This window comes from Ramlibacter sp. (assembly GCF_036383835.1).
Classification (GTDB): domain Bacteria; phylum Pseudomonadota; class Gammaproteobacteria; order Burkholderiales; family Burkholderiaceae_C; genus Ramlibacter.
Genome location: NZ_DASVNN010000098.1, coordinates 1 through 21012, shown reverse-complemented (window position 1 = coordinate 21012; position 21012 = coordinate 1). Strand labels below are relative to the sequence as shown.

20 protein-coding genes and 1 pseudogene are annotated in these 21012 nt (G+C 68.4%); 11 read left to right on the top strand and 10 right to left on the bottom strand.

Annotation, left to right across the window (positions count from 1 at the left end; translation table 11 throughout):
- Positions 1-61 precede the first annotated feature (61 nt).
- Entirely contained in the window at positions 62-1165 is a 1104-nt protein-coding gene (locus tag VF522_RS16200) for an aromatic ring-hydroxylating dioxygenase subunit alpha (protein ID WP_330909321.1), read from the bottom strand.
- Positions 1166-1273: 108 nt separating this feature from the next.
- Here VF522_RS16200 and VF522_RS16195 point away from each other — a divergent pair, with 108 nt between their 5' ends.
- The gene (locus VF522_RS16195; protein ID WP_330909320.1) at positions 1274-2161 is read left to right on the top strand and encodes a LysR family transcriptional regulator; all 888 of its coding nucleotides are present in this window, start codon (positions 1274-1276) and stop codon (positions 2159-2161) included.
- Between the two features lie 51 nt (positions 2162-2212).
- Here the strand turns inward: VF522_RS16195 and VF522_RS16190 are convergent, their stop codons facing one another.
- Positions 2213-4213 carry an acetoacetate--CoA ligase gene (locus tag VF522_RS16190; protein ID WP_330909319.1) on the bottom strand — a complete coding sequence of 667 codons (2001 nt, stop codon included), beginning with the start codon at positions 4211-4213 and terminating at the stop codon, positions 2213-2215.
- Positions 4214-4263: 50 nt separating this feature from the next.
- Here VF522_RS16190 and VF522_RS16185 point away from each other — a divergent pair.
- From VF522_RS16185 to VF522_RS16165, 5 genes and pseudogenes are all read left to right on the top strand, one after another.
- A pseudogene (locus VF522_RS16185) lies at positions 4264-4939 on the top strand (cyclase family protein).
- 170 nt (positions 4940-5109) lie between these two features.
- Positions 5110-5712, top strand: coding sequence for a TetR/AcrR family transcriptional regulator (locus VF522_RS16180; protein WP_330909318.1), 603 nt, complete (start codon positions 5110-5112; stop codon positions 5710-5712).
- Positions 5713-5913: 201 nt separating this feature from the next.
- Entirely contained in the window at positions 5914-6795 is an 882-nt protein-coding gene (locus VF522_RS16175; RefSeq protein WP_330909317.1) for an alpha/beta hydrolase, read from the top strand.
- Positions 6796-6863: 68 nt separating this feature from the next.
- A complete protein-coding gene (locus tag VF522_RS16170) occupies positions 6864-8201 on the top strand; it encodes a solute carrier family 23 protein (RefSeq protein ID WP_330909316.1) in 1338 nt (445 codons plus the stop codon).
- Positions 8202-8211: 10 nt separating this feature from the next.
- Entirely contained in the window at positions 8212-8634 is a 423-nt protein-coding gene (locus VF522_RS16165; RefSeq protein WP_330909315.1) for a hotdog fold thioesterase, read from the top strand.
- A 63-nt stretch (positions 8635-8697) separates the two neighbouring features.
- On the opposite strand, the gene VF522_RS16160 is transcribed toward VF522_RS16165, so the two are convergent.
- The gene (locus VF522_RS16160; RefSeq protein ID WP_330909314.1) at positions 8698-9279 is read right to left on the bottom strand and encodes a cob(I)yrinic acid a,c-diamide adenosyltransferase; all 582 of its coding nucleotides are present in this window, start codon (positions 9277-9279) and stop codon (positions 8698-8700) included.
- Between the two features lie 151 nt (positions 9280-9430).
- Here VF522_RS16160 and VF522_RS16155 point away from each other — a divergent pair, with 151 nt between their 5' ends.
- Positions 9431-9976 (top strand): hypothetical protein, encoded by a 546-nt coding sequence (locus VF522_RS16155; RefSeq protein WP_330909313.1) that lies wholly within the window; start codon positions 9431-9433, stop codon positions 9974-9976.
- Positions 9977-10036: 60 nt separating this feature from the next.
- The gene (locus tag VF522_RS16150) at positions 10037-11461 is read left to right on the top strand and encodes an FAD-binding oxidoreductase (protein ID WP_330909312.1); all 1425 of its coding nucleotides are present in this window, start codon (positions 10037-10039) and stop codon (positions 11459-11461) included.
- Here VF522_RS16150 and VF522_RS16145 read toward each other — a convergent pair.
- A complete protein-coding gene (locus tag VF522_RS16145) occupies positions 11430-12323 on the bottom strand; it encodes a hypothetical protein (protein WP_330909311.1) in 894 nt (297 codons plus the stop codon). The genes VF522_RS16150 and VF522_RS16145 overlap by 32 nt on opposite strands.
- Before the next feature lie 138 nt (positions 12324-12461).
- Between VF522_RS16145 and VF522_RS16140 the strand changes: the two genes are divergently transcribed.
- The 3 genes from VF522_RS16140 to VF522_RS16130 are packed head-to-tail and all read left to right on the top strand — an operon-like array spanning position 12462 to position 15529.
- Complete coding sequence (locus VF522_RS16140; RefSeq protein ID WP_330909310.1) at positions 12462-13169, top strand: GntR family transcriptional regulator; 708 nt, start codon at positions 12462-12464, stop codon at positions 13167-13169.
- A 12-nt stretch (positions 13170-13181) separates the two neighbouring features.
- A complete protein-coding gene (locus VF522_RS16135; protein WP_330909309.1) occupies positions 13182-14153 on the top strand; it encodes a tripartite tricarboxylate transporter substrate binding protein in 972 nt (323 codons plus the stop codon).
- Positions 14154-14158: 5 nt separating this feature from the next.
- Complete coding sequence (locus VF522_RS16130) at positions 14159-15529, top strand: MmgE/PrpD family protein (RefSeq protein WP_330909308.1); 1371 nt, start codon at positions 14159-14161, stop codon at positions 15527-15529.
- A 112-nt stretch (positions 15530-15641) separates the two neighbouring features.
- Here VF522_RS16130 and VF522_RS16125 read toward each other — a convergent pair whose 3' ends face one another.
- The 6 genes from VF522_RS16125 to mnmG form a co-directional block, all read right to left on the bottom strand.
- Positions 15642-16568 (bottom strand): ParB/RepB/Spo0J family partition protein, encoded by a 927-nt coding sequence (locus VF522_RS16125; RefSeq protein ID WP_330909307.1) that lies wholly within the window; start codon positions 16566-16568, stop codon positions 15642-15644.
- 4 nt (positions 16569-16572) lie between these two features.
- A complete protein-coding gene (locus VF522_RS16120; protein WP_330909306.1) occupies positions 16573-17112 on the bottom strand; it encodes an RBBP9/YdeN family alpha/beta hydrolase in 540 nt (179 codons plus the stop codon).
- A complete protein-coding gene (locus tag VF522_RS16115; protein WP_330909305.1) occupies positions 17109-17975 on the bottom strand; it encodes an AAA family ATPase in 867 nt (288 codons plus the stop codon). Before VF522_RS16115 ends, VF522_RS16120 begins: the two co-directional genes overlap by 4 nt.
- Before the next feature lie 3 nt (positions 17976-17978).
- Positions 17979-18593 carry a LysE family transporter gene (locus VF522_RS16110; RefSeq protein ID WP_330909304.1) on the bottom strand — a complete coding sequence of 205 codons (615 nt, stop codon included), beginning with the start codon at positions 18591-18593 and terminating at the stop codon, positions 17979-17981.
- Between the two features lie 26 nt (positions 18594-18619).
- Positions 18620-19288 carry a 16S rRNA (guanine(527)-N(7))-methyltransferase RsmG gene (rsmG, locus tag VF522_RS16105; protein WP_330909303.1) on the bottom strand — a complete coding sequence of 223 codons (669 nt, stop codon included), beginning with the start codon at positions 19286-19288 and terminating at the stop codon, positions 18620-18622.
- A gap of 115 nt (positions 19289-19403) precedes the next feature.
- Positions 19404-21012 (bottom strand): tRNA uridine-5-carboxymethylaminomethyl(34) synthesis enzyme MnmG (gene mnmG, locus VF522_RS16100; protein WP_330909302.1); only part of this gene is annotated, 1609 nt, incomplete at its 5' end.

Below are 21012 nucleotides of genomic sequence, written 5' to 3'. Positions count from 1 at the left end.
CCTACGCACACCGATTTCTCGTAGGGCGGAGTGAGCCCGCAGGCGAACCCCGCCAGCCGACTCACCCCACCATGCCGGCCTGGTGCGGCTTCACCACCTTCGACGCCACGGCCTGCTGCGCGGCGCCTTCGGCCTGCTCCTGCGCCACCAGCTTCGCGAGCGTCATGCGGAAGTGCGACAGCGCGGCGTCGGAGGCGATCGCCTGCAACTCGAAGCTCGGGTCCGAGTCGATCACCACCTGCTGCGCCTCGATCAGGTGCTTGTCTTCCAGGAAGCCTTCGATCAGGCTCCGGTGCAGCGAGCGCGAGATGTCGTGGTCCTCGCCCTCCCAGTTGTTCAGATAGGTCCAGAAGAAGTGCGTGGTGCGGCGCGTCTCCGGCGTCATGAACTGGCAGTTGCGGTATTCCTTGCTGCCTTCGCGCTGGCCCTGCTCCGAGCCGCTGCCCGCCGGCGAGAACATCGACTCGAGGAAGAAGATGCCCGGGACGTGCATGTGGCCGATGTTGCGGCGGTCCACGTGCTTGCCCTTCAGGCCGGCCGGCAGCACCTTGTCGTGGAAGGGCGGCGGCGCGGCGTCCATGTGCCAGCGCTCGACGCGAAAGCCCCGCGGCAGCCGTTCGATCGCCACCGGCTTGGTCTTGTACGCGTACTCCTCCGAGCCGCCCAGCGTCTTGGTGTGCACGAAGGCCAGGTGCGCGAAGTCGGACAGGTTGTCGACGATCAGCAGCCAGTTGGCGTCGTAGTGCATGTAGTCGGGGATGCCCTTCCACTGCGGGTCGCGCAGGTAGGGAAAGTCGATGATCTCCGCCGGATCGGCCTGGGCCGGGTCGCCCATCCAGATCCACACCAGGTGGTCCTTGGCCACGACCGGATAGCTCCTGACGCCCAGCTTCGGCGGGACCACCTCCTGGCCCGGGATCTGGATGCACTTGCCGGTGGGATCGAACTTGAGGCCGTGGTACATGCAGCGCACGCAGTCGCCCTCGCGGCGGCCCAGGTGCAGCGGCACGCCGCGATGGCAGCAGCGGTCCTGCAGGGCGACGACCTTGCCGGACTCGGACTGGTACAGCAGCACGGCCTCTTCCAGGATCGTGCGCGCCAGCATCCTGCCGTCGATCAGCTCGTGGTCCCAGGCGGCGACATACCAGCAATTCTTCAGGAACATGGGGTTCTCCAGCGGGACGGTCCCGCCCGGTTGGGATGGACAATCGTAGGAATTGCCTTGGCGCGGATCAATGCCCCGGCGTGGCCGCTGTGTTCCGAATCCTGAACAATGAACTGGGACGACTTCGACGCTTTCTGCCAGGTGGTGGACCACGGCGGATTCACCGCCGCCGCACGGGCCCTGGACCGGCCCAAGTCCAGCCTCAGCGCCTCGCTGTCGCGGCTGGAGGCGGAACTCGGGACGCGGCTGCTGGAGCGCACGACGCGCCAGCTGCGGCTCACCGAAGCCGGCGAGTCGCTCTACCGCGACATCTCGCGGCCCTTCGCGCAGCTGCGGGAGCGCGCGACCGAAGCGCTGGCGCAGGGCACCACGGTGCAAGGCACGCTACGCGTGGCCGCGCCCTACGAGTTCGGCGCCCACCATCTCGCTTCCGTGGCTTGCCGGGTCATGCGGGAGCATCCGCGACTGAAGGTGCACCTCGACGTGGAGCACGCGCGCGTGCCGCTGTTCGAGCGGCACTACGACCTCGTGTTTTCGACGATCGAACACAGCTTCGCGCCGTCGACGGTGATGATGCGGCGCGTGTACTCCCTGGAGCGCGGACTGTTCGCCGCGCCCGCGCTGCTGGCCGGGCATGCGCCGCTCGCGCATCCCGAAGAGCTGAACACCCTGCCGCTGCTGGCCGGCAGCGACGACCAGTCCTGGTCCTTCGGCAACGCCGCGGGCGAGACCGCGGGGGTGGAAGTGCGCAATCCGCGCATGCGCAGCGGCAACGCGGGGGTGCGGCTGCAGGCGGCGATCGCGGGCATCGGCGTCGCGCGGATCACCGGGACCTTCTGCGCGCAGGCGGTGGCGGAGGGCAAGCTCGTTCCGGTGCTGCCGCAATGGCAGTGCGCGCCGCTGAAGATCTACGCGCTGCTGCCGGGGAAGATGGTGCCGGCGAAGGTGCGGGTGTTCCTGGATCTCGTGGAACTGGAGTCGCGCGGGAACCTGTAGGCTGGGGTGGAACCCCGGCGATGCGCGAAAGCGCCGGGGTTGCACCCCAGCCTACGAAGAGCGCCGCTTCGCGAAGTCGACGTACCACTCCAGGCACCCCGCATTCGCCATCGCATCCCGGTTCACCACCTTCTCGATCGGCTGTCCCAGCAGCAGCTTCTTGATCGGCAGCTCCTGCTTCTTGCCGGTGAGCGTGCGCGGGATCTCGGGAACCTGCAGGATCTCGTCTGGGACGAAGCGCGGGCTCAATGCGGTACGGATCGCGCCGGCGACCTTCGCCTTCATCGCGTCGTCCAGCGCGAGCCCCGGCCGCAGCACGACGAACAGCGGCATGTAGCTGTCGCGGCCGAGGTATTCGAGGTCGACCACCATCGAGTCGAGCACCTCGGGGATGCCTTCCACCGCGGAATACAGCTCGCTGGTCCCCATGCGCAGGCCGTGGCGGTTGATGGTGGCGTCGCTGCGGCCGTAGATGATGCAGCCGCCGTCCGGCATGATCTTCAGCCAGTCGCCGTGCCGCCAGACGCCGGGGTACATGTCGAAGTAGCTGGAGAGATAGCGTTTCCTGCCTTCGTCGTTCCAGAAGTACAGCGGCATGGAGGGAAGGGGCTGCGTGCACACCAGCTCGCCCACTTCGCCGATCACCGGCTGGCCCTGCTCGTTCCACGCTTCGACCGCGCAGCCCATCATGCGGCACTGCATCTGGCCCGGCACCTGCGCCAGCTCGCGGTTGCCGCCGATGAAGGCACCGGCGAAGTCGGTGCCGCCGGAGATGTTGCACCACCAGACGTCGGGCACGCCCAGCTTCTGGAACTGCGCCGTGCCCCAGTGCTGCACTTCGGCCGACAGCGGCGATCCGGTCGTGCCCAGCGTGCGCACCGTCTTCAATCCCGGCAGCTTCGCGAGGTCCACGCCGGCCTTCATGCAGTTGGAGAAGAAGGCCGCGCCGGCGCCGAAGAAGGTGACACCCAGGTCCGCCGCGAAGCGCCACAGCACCGTCCAGTCGGGATGCTCCTTGCTGCCGCCCGGATTGCCGTCGTAGATGCAGCAAGTGGTGCCCAGCGACAGGCCGGCCATCTGCGCGTTCCACATCACCCAGCCGGTGGAGCTGTACCAGTGGTAGCGCTCGCCCCAGCTGTTGGCGTCGTAGCTGCAGCCGATATCGTGGTGCACGTTCATGTGCAGCAGCATCACCAGCACGATGCCACCATGCCCGTGCACGATCGGCTTCGGCAGGCCGGTGGTGCCGCTGGAATAGACGATCCACAGCGGATGGTCGAAAGGCAGCCACATCGGCTCGAAGGCGTCGACCTCGGGTCCGTGCCGCGCGACGGTTTCCGTCCATTCCGTGAACGCAGGCAATCCCCCCATGTCCGCGCCGAGATTGCGATGGATCAGCAGGTGCCGCACCGTCGGCAGCGCCGCTTTCAGTTCCGCCACCACGCCGGTGCGATCGAAGTCGCGGCCGCCATAACGCACGCCGTCGCAGGCGATCAGCATCTTGGGCTCGATCTGCCTGAAGCGATCGAGCACCGCGTGGGTCCCCATGTCCGGCGCGCAGATGCTCCACACGCCGCCGATGCTCACCACCGCGAGGAAGGCGATCATCGCTTCGGGCACATTGGGCAGGTAGGCCGCGACGCGGTCACCGGGCTGCAGCCCCTGTGCCTTCAGGTGCAGCGCCAGCGAAGCCACCTGCCGCCGCAGCTCGGGCCAGGACAGTTCGTGCTGCTCGCCTTTCTCGTTGCGGCTGACGATGGCCGGAAAGCCCGCCGCATGCGCCGGCTGCACGTGGCGGAACACCTGGCGCACGTAGTTGACCTGCGCGCCCTCGAACCAGCGCGCGCCGGGCATCTTCTCCCCGGCGAGCACCTGCTGGCACGGCGTCGGCGACTGCAGCCCGAAGTAGTCCCAGACGCTGCGCCAGAACGCCGGCAGGTCGCGCACCGACCAGTCCCACAGCGACTGGTAGTCGTCGAAAGCGAGGCCGCGCGTGGCGTGCAGCCAGTCCTGGTAGCGGCGGATCTGGGGAACGTACGGTGCGGCCTTCATCCATTGCAGATTAGCATCGGCTCCAGCCGCGTCCCTAGGAGGTTTCTCCCATGCCACGCAAGTTCGTCGACCTCTCGATCTACCTGGAAAACGACGTGCAGTCGGACCCGCCCGGCTTCCGCCCCAGGATCGAGTACCTGCGCCACGACAGCACCGCCGAACAGATCGCCGGCTTCTTCCCCGGACTGAAGAAGGAGGACCTGCCCGATGGCGAGGGCTGGGCGGTGGAGTTCGTGCAGCTGAACACGCACAACGGCACGCACCTCGATGCGCCCTACCACTTCCACTCCACCATGAACCGCAAGCTGGGCGAGAAGGAGCGGGCGATCGCGATCGACGAAGTGCCGCTGGAGTGGTGCTTCCAGCCGGGCGTGAAGCTGGACTTCCGGCACTTGCCCGATGGCCATGTCGTGCAGGCGAAGGACGTCGAGGCGGAGCTCGCGCGCATCGGCCATGCGCTGCAGCCGCTGGAGATCGTGGTGGTGAACACGCGCGCCGGCTCGCGTTACGGGAATCCCGATTACGTGGCGGCCGGCGCCGGCATGGGCTACGAAGCGACCATGTACCTGCTGGAGCGTGGCATCCGCGAAGCTGCACAACCTGGAGGCGCTGCCGCCGCACGGCTTTGACATCAGCTGCTTCCCGCACAAGATCCGCGGCGCGTCGGCGGGATGGACGCGGGCGGTGGCGATCTTCGACGACGCTTTGATGGCGTCGCCCCGGTAAGCATCCGGCGCTCGCGATCCTCGTAGGGTGGGCAAGCTAAGCTTGCCCACCGCCCCCCATGCGCCGAATGGTGGGCAAGCAAAGCTTGCCCACCCTACACATACGAGATTGCGAGACGCCGTTCGTCGCCTGGAATTGCCGTTTCGCACACGCGTGCTAATCTGCGCGCCATGGATGCGAAGACGCAGAAGGCAGAGCTCACCCGGGCGGCGGTCGTCGGGGCGGCGCTCGACCTCGTGGCGGCCGACGGACTGGAGGCGCTGAGCCTGCAGGCGGTGGCCGATCGCATCGGGCTGTCCAAGAGCGGGGTGTTCTCGCGCGTCGGTTCGCGCGAGGCGCTGCAGAAGGCGGTGATCGAGGAGTTCGGCCGCCGCTTCATCGCCGACGTCTTCGTGCCCGCCATGCAGCTTCCCAAAGGGCTGCCGCGGCTGAACGAGATCGTGCGGCGCTGGATCCTGCGGGTGCGCGACGTCGAGGCCAGCCAGGGCTGCATCTATACCGCCGGCGCCTTCGAGCTCGATGACCGCGACGGCCCGCTGCGCGACCTGCTGCACGACGAGATCACCCGCTGGCGCGCCGCCTTGCGCCGCACCGTGCTGCAGGCGATGGACGCCGGCCACCTGAAGCCCGACACCGACCCCGAACAACTCGTGGCCGAGATCAGCGCCATCGCCATGGCCCTGGTGCACGACACGCGCTTCCTGCGCGATGCGCGCGCCGCCGAACGTTCCCAGCGCACCTGGGAACGCCTGCTGAGAACCTACCGGAGCTGAGAACGTGGGGACGGAAACACCGTCCTTTCATCCCGCCCATATTTCGCACGCATGTGCGGAGAAAGGAAAGAAAGATGCTGGTCCTGATCACCCTTGCCGCCCTCTGGGGTGGCTGGCGCCTCACCCGCGCCGCGCTGCAAACCCTGCGTGGCCTGCCGCGCAGCAACGACGACCTGGTGTTCTTCTGAGAGGACGACATCCATGAGCACTCCGATCGACGCCACCGCCGGCTATTACCAGGCGAGCCTGAGCCTGCGCATGTTCCGCTTCGCCCTCGGCACCTCGCAGAAGGTCTCGCCGCGGCTCGCGGTGCGGGCCGCCCACCGCCTGTTCGTGACGCCGCTGCCGCCCAACTGGTTGCGCCGCGCGGCGCGCTGGAATGCCGACTGGAAGATCGAGCGCTGGCCCTTCGAGGAGGCGGACCTCACCGTGTACTCGTTGGCCGCGGCGCCGCACGGGCCGGTGGCGCTGCTGGTGCACGGCTGGGGCGGCCACGCGCGCCAGTTGCTGCCGCTGGCCGAATCGCTGGCGCAGCATGGCTTCCGCCCGGTGCTCCTGGAGATGCCGGCGCATGGCCGCAGCGGCGGCGCCGTGAGCAGCCTGCCGCAGTTCGCCCGCGCGATCGACTACGCCGTGGGCCGCCTGCAGCAGGAAGGCCACCGCATCGGCCTGCTCGCGGCGCATTCGCTGGGCGCCAACGCCGCTGCCTATGCGGCCAGCCGCGGCCTCGCGATCGGCAAGCTGGTGCTGCTCGCGCCGCCGGCATCGCCGCGCGCGTACACGAACTACTTCGCCAAGGTGTTCGGCCTGAGCGAGGAGACGCGCGCCGGGATGCAGCAGCGCATCGAGGCGCGCGAGGGCGTGCTGATGCGGCAGTTCGAGCCGTCCGCGGTGGGCCCGCGCCTGCGCGTGCCGACCCTGGTGGTGCACGACCGCGACGACGCCATCAACCGCTTCGCCGACGGCCAGGCCTTCACCCATGCGATCACCGGCGCGCAGCTGCTCGCCACCGATGGCCTGGGCCACCGCAAGCTCCTCAAGGACGCCGGGGTGATCGGCAAGGTCGTCCTGTTCGCCCGTTAGCCCGGCCGCCTTGCGCGGCACCTGCATTGCTCCTAGCATCGCCCGATCCAACAAGGAGGGCGAGAAAGATGGCAATGTTCGACTGGACGGAGCGGCCGGCCGCGGTGCTGCAGCAAGGCGGCGTGATCGGGCCCGACGAGCGCCTGCCCTGGCCGCAGACCGCGGCCATGGGCGTGCAGCACGTGATCGCGATGTTCGGCGCCACGGTGCTGGCGCCGATCCTGATGGGGTTCGATCCCAACATCGCGATCCTCATGAGCGGCATCGGCACGCTCATCTTCTTCCTGATCACCGGCGGCAAGGTACCCAGCTACCTCGGCTCCAGCTTCGCCTTCATCGGCGTGGTGATCGCCGCCAGCGCGTACGCGGGCAAGGGCCCCAACGGCAACATCGGCGTGGCGCTCGGCGGCATCGTCGCCTGCGGCGTGATCTACGCCATCATCGGCGCGATCGTGCACGCGGTGGGCACCCACTGGATCGAGCGCTTCATGCCGCCGGTGGTCACCGGCGCGGTGGTCGCGGTGATCGGCCTGAACCTCGCCGGCATCCCGATCAAGAACATGGCGCCCACCAACTTCGACAAGTGGATGCAGGCCGTCACCTTCCTCAGCGTCGGCGTGGTGGCGGTGTTCACGCGCGGCATGGTGCAGCGCCTGCTGATCCTGGTGGGCCTGATCGTCGCCAGCATCATCTACGCCGTGCTCGCCAACGGGCTCGGCTGGGGCAAGCCGATCGACGTCTCCGGCATCGCCAGCGCGGCCTGGTTCGGCGCGCCGGCCTTCTCCACGCCGGTGTTCAGCGCACCCGCGATGCTGCTGATCGCGCCGGTGGCGATCATCCTGGTGGCCGAAAACCTGGGCCACATCAAGGCGGTGACCGCGATGACCGGCCGCAATCTCGACCAGTACATGGGCCGCGCCTTCATCGGCGACGGCGTCGCCACCGTGGTGAGCGGCGTGGCCGGCGGCACGGGCGTGACGACCTACGCCGAGAACATCGGCGTGATGGCCGCGACCAAGATCTACTCGACGGCCATCTTCCTGTTCGCCGCCGCCATCGCGATCGTGCTCGGCTTCTCGCCCAAGTTCGGCGCGGCGATCCAGGCGATTCCGCTGCCGGTGATGGGTGGCGTGAGCATCGTGGTGTTCGGCCTGATCGCCATCGCCGGCGCGAAGATCTGGGTCGACAACCGCGTCGACTTCTCGCAGAACAAGAATCTGATCGTCGCGGCGATCACCCTGGTGCTGGGCACCGGCGACTACACGCTGAACTTCGGCGGCTTCGCGCTGGGCGGGATCGGCACCGCGACCTTCGGTGCGATCCTGATCCACGCGCTGCTCGATCGCAGCAGCCCGCCGGGCGTGTCGGTCGCCGACGCGCCCAGCGTCGAGACGCGCAGCCGCTAACATCCCCGTCATGGCCATCTGGACCCGCCCGCTCTCCATCGAAGCGCTGAACGCGGCGCACAAGGGCACCGCGCCCGAGCGCCTGGGCATCGAGTTCCTGGAGATCGGCGACGACTTCCTCGTCGCGCGGGTGCCGGTGGACGAGCGCACGCGGCAGCCTTACGGCCTGCTGCACGGCGGCGTCAGCGTGGTGCTGGCCGAGACCCTCGGCTCCTGCGGCGCGATCTATTGCGCGCCGCCGGGGCACCGCGTGGTCGGCCTCGACATCAACGCCAACCATATCCGCGGTGCGACGTCCGGGTGGGTGACGGGCAGGACGACGCCGGTGCACATCGGCCGCAGCACGCAGGTGTGGCACATCGACATGCGCAACGACGCGGGGGAGTTGACGTGCGTGTCGCGGCTCACGCTGGCGGTGCTGGCGCCCAAGTGAGCGTCCTCCCCGCGAAGGCGGGGATCCAGGGCGTCGTACCGCAGGCCGCCGCTGGCGGCCTTTTCAATGCTCCGGGTTCCCGCCTTCGCGGGAATGACGGAGCCGCTCGCTCTTCCAGTACACGTCGTCCCCGCCGTTCATGCGATTGAACACGCGGGCCAGCACGAACATCAGGTCCGACAGCCGATTGAGGTAGTGCCGCGGCGTGTCGCGCAGCGCATCCTGCTTGCCGAGCGCGACCACGGCGCGCTCCGCCCGTCGCGCCACCGTGCGGCAAATGTGCGCCTGCGACGCGGCGCGATTGCCGGCCGGCAGGATGAACTCCTCCAGCTTGGGCAACTGGCCGTTGTAGTGCGCCAGCGCTTCGTCCAGTGCCGCCACCGCCTCCGGTTTCAGCAGCTCGTAGCCCGGGATCGACAGCTCGCCGCCGAGGTTGAACAGCTGGTGCTGGATTTCCACCAGCACCTCGCGCGCTGCGAGTGGCAACTCCTCGCACAGCAGCAGGCCGATGTGCGAGTTCAGCTCGTCGACGTCGCCCATGGCGTGCACCCGCAGGTGGTCTTTGGCCACCCGCGTGTTGTCGCCGAGGCCCGTGGTGCCGTCGTCTCCCGTGCGTGTCGCGATCTGGGTCAGCCGCTTGCCCATGTTCGTTCTCCTGTTCGCGGCCATTGTGCGCGATGCGCCTGAACGGTCCTACATGGACTTTCGGCGAGCGCGGCTCTGCCGTTGCGTCCCGCGCCCCGATCATGGGGCTGGTCCGCCCATGTGCGTGGCGGCGTAACCCAGGAGTCCGCGAATGCTTGTTGTCACCCGCCTCCTCGCCGCCGGCCTGTGCGCCGCTGCCGCCGTCACGGCCGTGCAGGCGCAGCAACTGGGGCGGAAGTCGCCGGCTCCCATCGTCACGCCGGGCAGGACGGCCACCGGTCCTGCCATCACGGGTTCGACCGCAACCACCCGCCCGAGCGTGCGCGCCGAGCTGTTCCCGGCCGAAGTGTCTCCCGGCAGCACGCCGCCGGGCGTCGCCCCGCCGCAGCCCGGTACGGTCGTCCTCCTGCCGGATGGCACCTCGGTGTTCAGCCCCGCGGCGACCGACTACCGCGCCCGCCGCGCCGGAGCCTACGCGGCGGCCCCGGATACCACGGTGATGGGCTCCGCCATCTCCTGCGGCGCGAGCGCGTCGGACGAGGTCCGCGCCTTCCTCTACGCCGACGGCGACCAGGACTGCCAGCTGACCCGCGCCGAAGCGCGGCTGCTGGGACCCACCACGCGAACCTTCGACGAAATGGACCGCAACTCGGACGGCTTCGTCACGCGCGCCGAGTTCGACGCCTCGCTCCGGTAAGCCCTTGGGGCGGCGCCCTCCCCGGCGGTCTACACTGGTGGACTGCCCGGAGTCCCTCGCATGAACGCACCCGCCGCCCTCACCCACCTGGTTCCCGAAGTCCAGCAAAGGGAGGTGCCCGCCGCCCTCCTCGAGGCGCTGAAGAAGCGCTTCGGCGACCGTTGCTCCACGGCACTGGCCGTGCGCGAGCAGCATGGGCGCGACGAATCCTCCTTCCAGGCCCCGCCCCCCGCCGCCGTGGTGTTCGCCGAGAGCACGCAGGACGTGGCCGATGCGGTGCGGCTCGCCAGCCAGCACGGCACGCCGGTGATCCCCTTCGGTGTCGGATCCTCCCTGGAAGGCCACCTGCTGGCCGTGCAGGGCGGCATCAGCGTGGACGTGCAGCGCATGAACAAGGTGCTGGCGGTGAACGCCGAGGACCTGACGGTCACGGTGCAACCGGGCGTCACGCGCAAGCAGGTCAACGACGAGATCAGGAGCACCGGCCTGTTCTTCCCGATCGACCCGGGCGCCGACGCTTCCCTGGGCGGCATGAGCGCGACGCGCGCTTCCGGAACCAACGCCGTGCGCTACGGCACGATGCGCGAGAACGTGCTGGCGCTCGAAGTGGTGACCGCGAGCGGCGAAGTGATCCGCACCGGCACCCGCGCCAAGAAGTCCTCCGCCGGCTACGACCTCACGCGCCTGTTCGTCGGCAGCGAAGGAACGCTGGGCGTGATCACCGAAGTGACGCTGCGCCTGTACCCGATCCCCGAAGCGATCTCGGCGGCGACCTGCTCCTTCCCCAGCATCGAGGCCGCCGTGCGCACGACCATCCAGGTGATCCAGCTGGGCGTGCCGATCGCGCGCGTGGAGCTGATCGACGTGAACACGGTGCGCATGGTCAATGCGCACAGCAAGCTGAACCTGCGCGAAGAGCCGATGCTGCTGATGGAATTCCACGGCTCGCCGGCGGGCGTGAAGGAGCAGGCCGAGACGGTGCAGGAGATCGCCGCCGAATTCGGCGGCAAGGCGTTCGAGTGGGCCGTGACGCCCGAAGAGCGCACGCGGCTCTGGACCGCGCGCCACAACGCCTACTTCGCCGCGATCCAGTCGCGTCCGGGCTGCCGCGCGATCTCCACCGACACCTGCGTGCCGATTTCGCGGCTGGCGGATTGCCTGCTGGACTCCGTGGCGGAAGCGGATGCCAGCGGCATCCCCTACTTCCTCGTCGGCCACGTGGGCGACGGCAACTTCCACTTCGGATACCTGCTGGATCCGGACGACCCGAAGGAGCGCGCCACCGCCGAGGACCTGAACCACAAGCTGGTGTCGCGGGCGCTGGCGCTCGGCGGCACCTGCACCGGCGAGCACGGCGTGGGCCTGCACAAGATGGGCTTCCTCGTCGACGAGGCCGGCGCCGGCGCGGTCGACATGATGCGGACGATCAAGCGGGCGCTCGATCCGAAGAACATCATGAACCCGGGGAAGATTTTTTCTCTGTGAGCGGCAGGGCCGGGGCGGCGGCGCCCCAGTCCGTGATCTTCCATTCCTCGTTGACGTTGCGGAAGGCGATGCCCACGGCGCGGTTGTCGGTGTCCGCGACCAGGCCTTCCTTCTCGTAGTCGTCGCCCCACTGAACCTTCAGCGCGCGGATCGACGCGGCGATCTGGCGCAACTGCTCGTCGCTCATCTTCTCCACGCGCTCCTTCCAGCGTGCCTCGGCGCGGCCCGACATGCAGTTCAGGGCCGTGGCGCGATCCCCCGTCATGAGCGCGCCCATGAACACCTGCCAGGTCTTCTCCACGCTGAGGTAGCGTGGATCGGGCATGCGTGCGAGCGGTTCGACGCTGCGCAGCCAGTCGTCGGTGCACACGCGCAGCGGCAGCGTGTTCTCGCCGCGGCGGCCGGCGCGCACCTTGGCGGCGATGAGCTTGTCGAATTCGTCGAGCGTGGCGGCATGGCGGCGCGTCCAGGCGGCGTAGACCACGGCGCTCTTCTCCGCGAAACCCGGCGCGTCGGCGCGGCAGCGCTCGAACTGCGCGCTCAGCTCGATCACGTCGCGCTTGCGCTTGTTCGGCTTGGCCTCCTCGTCGGCTTTGCTGGCGGGCCCCGTGCGCGCGGTCACCGGCATCGAGGACCGCGTGGGCGGCCCCGGCTGGGGAACCACGGAAGACGGCGTCGCCACCGGCGTGGCTACGGGCGTGGCGACTGCTGGCGGCGCCGGATTGGCCGCAGCTTCCGCTTTGCGCGCGTCCGGTGCCTCCATCTGCGCCAGCGGGCAGGGCGCCTCCTGGAATAGGATCGTTCCATCCGCCTGGTGGCAGCGGAAAGTTTCGGCCCAGGCGCCTCCCAGCGCTCCCGACATCCACAGGGCTCCCAACAACGCCCCTTTTTTCCATTGCACCTTCATCGGATCGCTCCGGCTGAGTACATGGAGCCCATGCTAGAGGCCGATCCGCCCGCAAAGCAACGTCGAAAAGTAATCGTATACAATATTTCGGATATGTTGCCTTGGGACTCTTCTTCGTCCGAACCGGACCAGACCCTGGCCGCGACGGTCCGTGCGACCTCGCTCGGCAAGCTGGTGCGCGACGACGTGCTGGGCATGATCCTGCGCGGCGAGATCAAGGCCGGCGAACGGATCAACGAGCCCGATGTGGCCGCCCGCCTGGGCGTGTCCCGTGTCCCTGTACGAGAGGCCTTGCGCGAGCTGGAGAGTTCGGGCCTGGTCGAAGCCCGCAAGCATTCCGGCGTGTTCGTGCGCAAGCTCGGGGCCGAGGAAGTCCGCAGCCTGTACGAGCTGCGCGCCCTGCTCGACGGCTTCGCCGGACGCCGCGCGGCGGGGCTCTCCGCCCCCGATCGCGAGCGCCTGTCGGATGCGCTGGACGCCTCCGTCGGTCGGATGCAGACCGCCGTCCAGGACAGCAACGTGAGCGCGTACTACAGCGAAAACCTGCGATTCCACTGGCTCATGGTGGAAGCCGCCCGCAATGCCGCGCTGACCGACACCTACCGCAACATCGTCCAGAAGCTGCATCTGTCGCGCCTGACCAACTTGTCCCACGGCATGGGCATGCTGGCTTCCGTCGCCGACCACCGCGAGATCGCCGGCGCACTTCGCTCCGGCGACGCCGCGCGTACCGAACAGCTGCTGGCCGCTCACGTCCACCGGGCGCACGAGCGGCTGGCCAGCCACACCCCATCCAACTAGGAGTCAGAAGAAGTGAAAAGACGTGCCCTCCTGCAGGCCGCCCCTGCCCTTGCCCTCGCGCCCTGGACCGGCGCCCGCGCCGAAGGCTTTCCCGACAAGCCGATCCGCTACGTCGTCCCCGTGGCCCCCGGTGGCGGCAGCGACATGGTCGGCCGCACTCTCACCGAGCGCTGGGCCAAGGCCCTGAACGCGACGTTCGTGGTGGACAACCAGAGCGGCGGCGGCGGCGTGGTCGCCTGCCAGAACACGATGCGCTCGCCCGCCGACGGCTACACGCTGCTGCAAGGCTACGTGGCCACGCACGGCACCAGCCCGGCCACCCGCAAGGTGCCCTACGACCCGGTCAAGGACTTCACCCCGATCGGCATGATCGGCGCCACGCCCAACGTGCTGGTGGTCGACGCCAAGCTGCCGGTGAAGACCTTCAAGGAATTCGTGGCCTGGCTCGACGCCAACAAGGGCAAGGTCAGCTACGGGTCCGCCGGCCCCGGCTCGCTCACGCACCTGACCATGGAGCTGCTCAAGCAGCAGCTCCGCATGCCGATGGTGCACATCCCCTACCGCGGCATCGCACCCGCCATCACCGACGTGATCGGCGGCCAGACCCAGGCGATGTTCCCCGGCCTCGCCGCGGCCCTGCCGCACATCCGCTCGGGCCGCCTGCGTCCGCTGGCGCTCACGGGCAAACGCCGTGCCGAGCAGATCAGGGAAGTGCCCACGCTGGAGGAACTCGGCCTCAAGAACTTCGACGCGATGCAGTGGTATGGCGTGGTCGGCCCCGCCGGCATGCCCCAGGACGTGGTGACGCGCCTGAACATCTCGCTGGCCCAGGTGCTCTCCGCGGCCGACCTGCGCGAGAAGCTTTCCGCCGAGGCGATCGAACCCCAGGCCATGAGCCCCGCCGCCTTCGGCAAATACATCCAGGCAGACGTCGCCCGCTGGACCGCCCTGGTCAAGGCGCAGAACCTGCAGATCGACGCATAAAGAACATGGCACGCAACACCCAAGTCCCCGCCGACCACGACGCGCCGGCGATCACGAAGATCCTCGCCGAGTACGTCGCGAACCATCCCTCGCGCGGCTGGAGCGATGCGGTCGACCACGAGGCGCACCGCACCTTCCTCAACTGGCTCGGTTGCGCCGTCGGCGCGGCGAAGCACGAAGCGGCGGATGCCGCGCTCGCCGCCGTCGCCGAACTGCAGCCCGCGCCGCAGGCCACGGTGGCCGGCCGCGGCGAGAAGGTCGACATGGCGAGCGCGGCGCTCGTCAACGGCATCACCTCGCACACCTTCGACTTCGACGACACGCACCTCAAGACGATCATCCACCCCGCGGGTCCCGTCGCCTCCGCCCTGCTCGCGCTCGCAGAGCACAAGGGCATGAGCGGCCGCGAAGTGACCGACGCGCTGGTGCTGGGCATCGACGTGGCCTGCCGCCTCGGCAACCTCGTGTACCCCGAACACTACGACCGCGGCTGGCACATCACCGGCACCACCGGCATGCTCGGTGCGGCCGCCGGTTGCGCGCGCCTGCTCAAGCTCGATGCACGGAAGACGCAGATGGCGCTGGGCATCGCGGCCTCGCAGCCGATCGGCCTGCGCGAGCAGTTCGGCACGATGACCAAGCCCTTCCACCCGGGCGCCGCGGCGCGTGCCGGCCTCACCTCCGCGCTGCTCGCGGCCAAGGGCTTCACCTCCAGCCCGCGCGCGCTGGAAGCGCCGCGCGGCTGGGCGCAGGTGGTGTCGACCAAGACCGCGTGGAACGAGGCGACCGACGAACTCGGCCAGCGCTTCGAGATCTCCTTCAACAGCTACAAGCCCTTCGCCTGCGGCATCGTGATCCACCCGAGCATCGACGCTGCCGTGCAGCTGCGCGAGCAGGGCGTGAAGGCGGAAGACGTCGAGCGCATCGAGCTGCGCGTGCACTCGCTGGTGCTGGAACTCACCGGCAAGAAGGAACCCGCCGACGGCCTGCAGGGCAAGTTCAGCGTGTACCACGGCGTCGCCGCGGGCCTGATCTTCGGCCGTGCCGGCGAGGACGAGTACCACGACGACATCGTGAACCGGGCCGACATGCTGGAACTGCGCCGCAAGGTCGTGGCCACGGTGGACAACAGCATCGACGAGGCCAGCGCCGACGTCACCGCCGTCCTGCGCGACGGCCGCAAGGTCCACGTCTTCGTGGAACATGCGATCGGCTCGCTGCAAAAGCCCATGACCGACAAGATGCTGGAAGCAAAGTTCTCGCAGCTGTCCGAGCCGGTGATCGGCGCAGCGAAGACGAAGCAGCTGATCGAGGCTTGCTGGAAGCTGGGCGAAGCGAAGGACCTGCGCGCGCTTGCTGCCTTGACGCGTCCGTAACCGTCATCCCCGCGCAGGCGGGGACCCAGGGCATTGAAGAAAGAAAGCCGCGCAATGCGCGGCTTTCTTCTTGGACGCTCTGGTTCCCCGCCTTCGCGGGGATGACGGGAGGCTAAGCCCGCAACCTGTCGATCAACCCGTTCAATTCATCCAGCGACCCGAACTGGATCGACACCTCGCCCATCTCCTCCACCCTCCCGTGGCGCTTCACGCGCTTCTTCACGCGCACTTCGACTTCGGCGGTGAGCAGGTCCGACAGCTCCTCCTCGATGCGGCGCATGTCGCGCGACTTTTCCTTCTTCGGCTTGGGCGAGACCAGCGAAAACTCCGCGCCGATCTTCTTGACCAGGCTTTCGGCTTCGCGCACCGACAGCTTCTTCTGCGCGATCTGGTTGGCCGCGGTGATCTGCGCCGCGCGCTCGAGCGCCAGCAGCGCGCGCGCGTGGCCCATGTCGATGTCGCCGGCCATCAGCATGGTCTGCACCGGATCGGCGAGATTGAGCAGGCGCAGCAGGTTCGACGCCGCGCTGCGTGAACGTCCCACCGCCTGCGCGGCCTGTTCGTGCGTCAGGCCGAAGTCCTTGATCAGGCGCTGCAGGCCCTGCGCTTCTTCCAGCGGATTGAGGTCCTCGCGCTGGATGTTCTCGATCAGCGCCATCGCCGCCGCCGCTTCGTTGGGCACGTCGCGCACCAGCACCGGCACGCTGTCCAGGCCCGCCAGGCGCGCGGCGCGGAAGCGGCGCTCGCCCGCGATGATCTCGTACTTGCCGGCGTTCTCGCCTTCCGAGAGCTTGCGCACGAGGATCGGCTGCATGATGCCCTGCGCCTTGATCGACTCGGCGAGCTCGTACAGCGCGCCCTCGTCCATGCGCGTGCGCGGCTGGTACATGCCGGGCACCATGTCGGCGAGCAACAGCGAGGCGGGCTGGCCCGGGCTGGGCCCGCCGCCCTCGCTGCTTTGCGCCGCGGTCTCGTCGACCTTGGGTCCGAGCAGCGCTTCGAGGCCGCGCCCCAGGCCCTTGGGTTTCATCTTCGCCATCTCTTTAGTCTTTCATCAGGTCCTGCAGGAGGACGTGGCCTTCGGGCCAGCTGGCCAGGCCGGAATCGGCGTTGATGTGGCCGCAGTCGCCGTAGTCCATGAACTGCGCGTTCCACGCGTACGCGAACAGGCGGGCGCGGTCGACGTCGCAGTAGGGATCGTTGCGGCTGGCGAGCAGCACCGCGGGAAAGGGCAGCGCCTGCAGCTCGATCGGCGACCACGAGGGCAGCTGCTCGCGGACCTCCGGCCGTTCGACGTCGCCCGGCGCCACCAGCAGCGCCGCCTTCACGCGGTGCGTGTTCTGCGAATGCGCGGCCCAGGCCGCGGTGAGGATGCAGCCCAGGCTGTGCGCCACCAGCACCGCCGGTTCGTCGCAGGTGAGCACCATGTCTTCCAGGCGCGCCGCCCAGTCGCCGCGCAGGGGCCGCATCCAGTCATGCTGCTCCACGCGGCGATAGCCGTGGCGCTCCTCCCACAGGGATTGCCAGTGCCGGGGGCCGCTGTTCTCCCACCCGGGCAGAACGAGCACGTTGCCTGGCTTCACTGCTCTCTTTTATGTAGCAAACTGCCGAGGCTCACGGCCTCGTTGGCGGCCGCGGCGGGGCGCGCGGCGGGCGTGTGGCGCATCGTGCCGAGGCGCTCCACCATCTCGTTGGCGAACTCCACGAAGGACTGGCTGCCGCGCGCCGACGGATCGAAGGCCACGCCCGGCAGGCCGTAGCTGGGAGCTTCGGCCAGCCGCACGTTGCGCGGGATCACCGTGTTGAACACCTTCTCGCCGAAGTGCGCCTTCAGCTGGTCACTCACCTGCTGCTGCAGCGTGATGCGCGGATCGAACATCACGCGCAGCAGGCCGATGATTTCCAGGTCCTTGTTCAGGTTGGCATGCACCTGCTTGATCGTGTTCACCAGGTCCGACAGGCCCTCGAGCGCGAAGTACTCGCACTGCATCGGCACGATCACGCCGTGGGCGGCGCACAGGCCGTTGAGCGTGAGCAGCGACAGCGCGGGCGGGCAGTCGATCAGGATGAAGTCGTAGTCGGCCTCGACCTGGGCCAGCGCCTCCTTCAGGCGGCGCTCGCGCCGGTCGACGTCCACCAGTTCCACTTCGGCGCCCGCGAGGTCGCGGTTGGCGCCCAGGATGTCGTAGCTGCAGCCGGCTTCGACCAGGCGGTCGCTGCGGGTGCGCGCTTCGGCGATGGTCGCCGATTCGAGCAGCACGTCGTAGACCGAGTGTTCCAGCTTGCGCTTGTCGACCCCCGATCCCATGGTGGCATTGCCCTGCGGGTCGAGGTCCACCATCAGCACGCGCTGGCCCACCTTGGCCAGGCCGGCCGCGAGGTTCACGCTCGTCGTCGTCTTGCCAACCCCGCCCTTCTGGTTGGCGATGCAGAAAATCTTTGCCATGGATTACTTCGAGACCGCCAGCTTCACGCCGAAGCCGATGAGGAAGATGCCCGCCACCTTTTCCAGCACCCGCCCGATCAGCGGGTTGGCGCGCATGCGCTCGGCGAGGAAGTGCGTGAGCAGCGTGGCGCCGAGTCCGTAGAGGAAGGTGAGGAAAGCCACGGTCGCGGCCATCACGCCGAAGGTGAGCATGCCGCGGTGGTGGGCCGGGTCGACGAACAGCGGGAAGAAGGCCATGTAGAACACGATGGCCTTGGGGTTCAGCAGCGTGATGATCGCCGCCTGCTTGAAGTAGTGACGCGGCTCGATGTGCAGGATCGGCTGGGCGCCGGGTTTGGCGAGCAGCATCTTGAAGCCGAGCCAGGCGAGGTAGGCGGCGCCCGCCCACTGGACGGCGTAGAACGCGGCGGGATAAGCCGCCAGCAGCGTGGCCACGCCGGCCACCGCGGCCCACATCAGCACCTGGTCGCCGGCGATCACGCCGAAGGTGGCGCCGAGTCCGCCCCGGATGCCGCCTTTGCTGGTGGAGGTGATCAGGGCCAGGTTGCCGGGGCCGGGAATGGCCAGAAAGATCACGATCGCGGCGACGAACGCGCCGTAGTCTGCAACTCCGAGCATGGGGCCCCTCCAGGTGAAGGCTGAGTTTAACGTCCGGGGGTGCCGGCGCCCGCCACGCTGCGGCGGCGCATCCAGACAATGCAGCGTTCCGCCGACAGTTCCGGCACCTGTAGCTGTTCCACGTGGAACACTTCAGCGGCCGGCGGCAGCTCGGCGATCTCGGCGTCGGGCATCTTGCCCTTCATCGCGAGCCAGATCCCCTGCTCCGCCAGCGCCCCTTCGGACCACGATACGAAGTCCGGCAACGAGGCAAAGGCCCGGGAGCAGATCACGTCGTAGGGGCCCTCCAGGTTTTCCACCCGGTCATGGAGCCCGCGCAGGTTGACCAACTGGAGCTGGGCGGCGGACTGCTGGATGAAGGCGGCCTTCTTGCCGACCGTATCGACGCAGTCGACCTGCACTTCCGGGCAGCAGGTGGCAATGACCACGCCCGGGAGTCCGGCGCCGGAGCCGACGTCGAGCAGGCGGATGGGCCGCCCGGCGGTCTGCCGGCGCAAGCGGCCGACCGCCGCCAGGCTGTCGAACAGGTGCTGGACCAGCATCTCGTCCGGATCACGGACGGCGGTCAGGTTGTAGACCTTGGTCCATTTGGCGATGAGGTCGAGGTAGGCGAGGAGCTTATTGGCTCGATCGGCCGCGAGGTCCAAGCCAAGTTGTAGGGCCGCCTGACTCAACCGGAGTTCGCGCGCGCTCAAGCTCCCTCTCCCGCTTGCGGGAGAGGGTTGGGGTGAGGGTCCGCTGCTCGACCCATCACCCTCACCCCCGCCCTCTCCCGCAAGCGGGAGAGGGAGCAAGAAAGACGAGGCATCGTCATGCCGCGGCCTGCCCCGACGAGTTCGCCGCCTCGACGAAACCCTTGAACTTGTTCTTCTTCAGGTGCACCAGCAGCAAGGAGATCGCTGCCGGAGTCACCCCCGAGATCCGGGAAGCCAAGCCCAGCGTTTCCGGACGGTGCTTGTTGAGCTTCTGCCGGACCTCGATGCTCAGCGCCGGCACCTGCATATAGTCCAGGTCGGCCGGCAGCTTCAGGTTCTCGTAGTACGCGGCGCGCTCGACCTCGTCCTTTTGCCGCTCGATGTAGCCGGCGTACTTCGCGCCGATCTCGATCTGTTCCACCACCGGGGCATAGAGATCGCCCAGTGTTTCACGTGAAACAAGCTCTCCTTTCCAGCGCCCGCCTTCCAGCGACATCAAGGATTCGTAGCCCACATCCGGCCGGCGCAGCAGGTCGCCGAGGTTGTATTCGTGCTCGATCGTGGTGCCGAGAACCCGCTCGACCTCCCCCGCCGAGACGATCCGGGGATTCACCCAGGTCGACTTCAGCCGCTCGGTTTCACGTGAAACAGCATCCCGCTTGCGGCAGAAGGCATCCCACCGGGCGTCGTCGACCAGCCCCATCTGCCGCCCGGCCTCGGTCAGTCGCAAGTCGGCGTTGTCCTCGCGCAGTTGCAGCCGGTACTCGGCCCGGCTGGTGAACATCCGGTACGGCTCGGTCACGCCCTTAGTGATGAGGTCGTCGACCAGCACACCAAGGTAGGCCTGGTCCCGGCTCGGCAGCCAGGCGCCCTGCCCCTTCACCTGCAGCGCGGCATTGATCCCGGCGAACAGGCCCTGGGCCGCCGCCTCCTCGTAACCGGTGGTCCCGTTGATCTGCCCGGCGAAGAACAATCCGCCGATCGCGCGGGTCTCGAACGAGGACTTCAGCCCGCGCGGATCGAAGTAGTCGTACTCGATCGCGTAGCCGGGCCGCAGGATGTGCGCGTTCTCCAGTCCAGGCAAGGTCCGCACCAGGCCCAGCTGCACGTCGAACGGCAGGCTGGTCGAAATCCCGTTCGGATAGAACTCGTTGGTGGTCAGCCCTTCCGGCTCCAGGAAGACCTGGTGGCTGTCCTTGTCCTTGAAGCGGTTGATCTTGTCTTCCACGCTCGGGCAGTAGCGCGGGCCGACGCCCTCGATCTTCCCGGTGAACATCGGGCTGCGGTCGAAGCCGGAGCGGATGATCTCGTGGGTGCGCTCGTTGGTGTGGGTGATCCAGCAGGGCAGCTGCCGCGGATGCATCGCGGCATGGCCCATGAAGCTGAACACCGGCACCGGGTCCAGGTCGCCCGGCTGCTCCTCGCATCTGGAGAAGTCGATGGTCCGGCCGTCGATGCGCGGCGGCGTACCGGTCTTGAGCCGGCCTTGCGGCAGCTTCAACTCCTTGAGCCGGGCCGACAGCGACTGGGCCGGCGGATCCCCTGCCCGTCCAGCGGCATAGTTCTGCAGGCCGACGTGGATCTTGCCGTCCAGGAAAGTGCCGGCCGTCAGCACCACGGTGCGCGAACGAAAGCGGATGCCGACCTGCGTGACAGCACCCACCACCCGGTCGCCTTCCACCATCAGGTCGTCGACCGCTTGCTGGAACAGCCACAAATTGGGC

Excerpts from the sequence above, each read along its gene's own strand:
- VF522_RS16170 (WP_330909316.1), top strand. The coding sequence starts at position 6,864 with ATGGCAATGTTCGACTGGACGGAGCGGCCGGCCGCGGTGCTGCAGCAA.
- VF522_RS16195 (WP_330909320.1), top strand. The coding sequence starts at position 1,274 with ATGAACTGGGACGACTTCGACGCTTTCTGCCAGGTGGTGGACCACGGC.
- VF522_RS16130 (WP_330909308.1), top strand. The coding sequence starts at position 14,159 with ATGGCACGCAACACCCAAGTCCCCGCCGACCACGACGCGCCGGCGATC.
- VF522_RS16190 (WP_330909319.1), bottom strand. The coding sequence starts at position 4,213 with ATGAAGGCCGCACCGTACGTTCCCCAGATCCGCCGCTACCAGGACTGG.
- VF522_RS16125 (WP_330909307.1), bottom strand. The coding sequence starts at position 16,568 with ATGGCGAAGATGAAACCCAAGGGCCTGGGGCGCGGCCTCGAAGCGCTG.
- VF522_RS16110 (WP_330909304.1), bottom strand. The coding sequence starts at position 18,593 with ATGCTCGGAGTTGCAGACTACGGCGCGTTCGTCGCCGCGATCGTGATC.
- VF522_RS16150 (WP_330909312.1), top strand. The coding sequence starts at position 10,037 with ATGAACGCACCCGCCGCCCTCACCCACCTGGTTCCCGAAGTCCAGCAA.
- VF522_RS16165 (WP_330909315.1), top strand. The coding sequence starts at position 8,212 with ATGGCCATCTGGACCCGCCCGCTCTCCATCGAAGCGCTGAACGCGGCG.
- VF522_RS16160 (WP_330909314.1), bottom strand. The coding sequence starts at position 9,279 with ATGGGCAAGCGGCTGACCCAGATCGCGACACGCACGGGAGACGACGGC.
- VF522_RS16140 (WP_330909310.1), top strand. The coding sequence starts at position 12,462 with ATGTTGCCTTGGGACTCTTCTTCGTCCGAACCGGACCAGACCCTGGCC.
- VF522_RS16115 (WP_330909305.1), bottom strand. The coding sequence starts at position 17,975 with ATGGCAAAGATTTTCTGCATCGCCAACCAGAAGGGCGGGGTTGGCAAG.
- VF522_RS16175 (WP_330909317.1), top strand. The coding sequence starts at position 5,914 with ATGAGCACTCCGATCGACGCCACCGCCGGCTATTACCAGGCGAGCCTG.
- VF522_RS16180 (WP_330909318.1), top strand. The coding sequence starts at position 5,110 with ATGGATGCGAAGACGCAGAAGGCAGAGCTCACCCGGGCGGCGGTCGTC.
- VF522_RS16155 (WP_330909313.1), top strand. The coding sequence starts at position 9,431 with ATGCTTGTTGTCACCCGCCTCCTCGCCGCCGGCCTGTGCGCCGCTGCC.
- VF522_RS16145 (WP_330909311.1), bottom strand. The coding sequence starts at position 12,323 with ATGTCGGGAGCGCTGGGAGGCGCCTGGGCCGAAACTTTCCGCTGCCAC.
- VF522_RS16200 (WP_330909321.1), bottom strand. The coding sequence starts at position 1,165 with ATGTTCCTGAAGAATTGCTGGTATGTCGCCGCCTGGGACCACGAGCTG.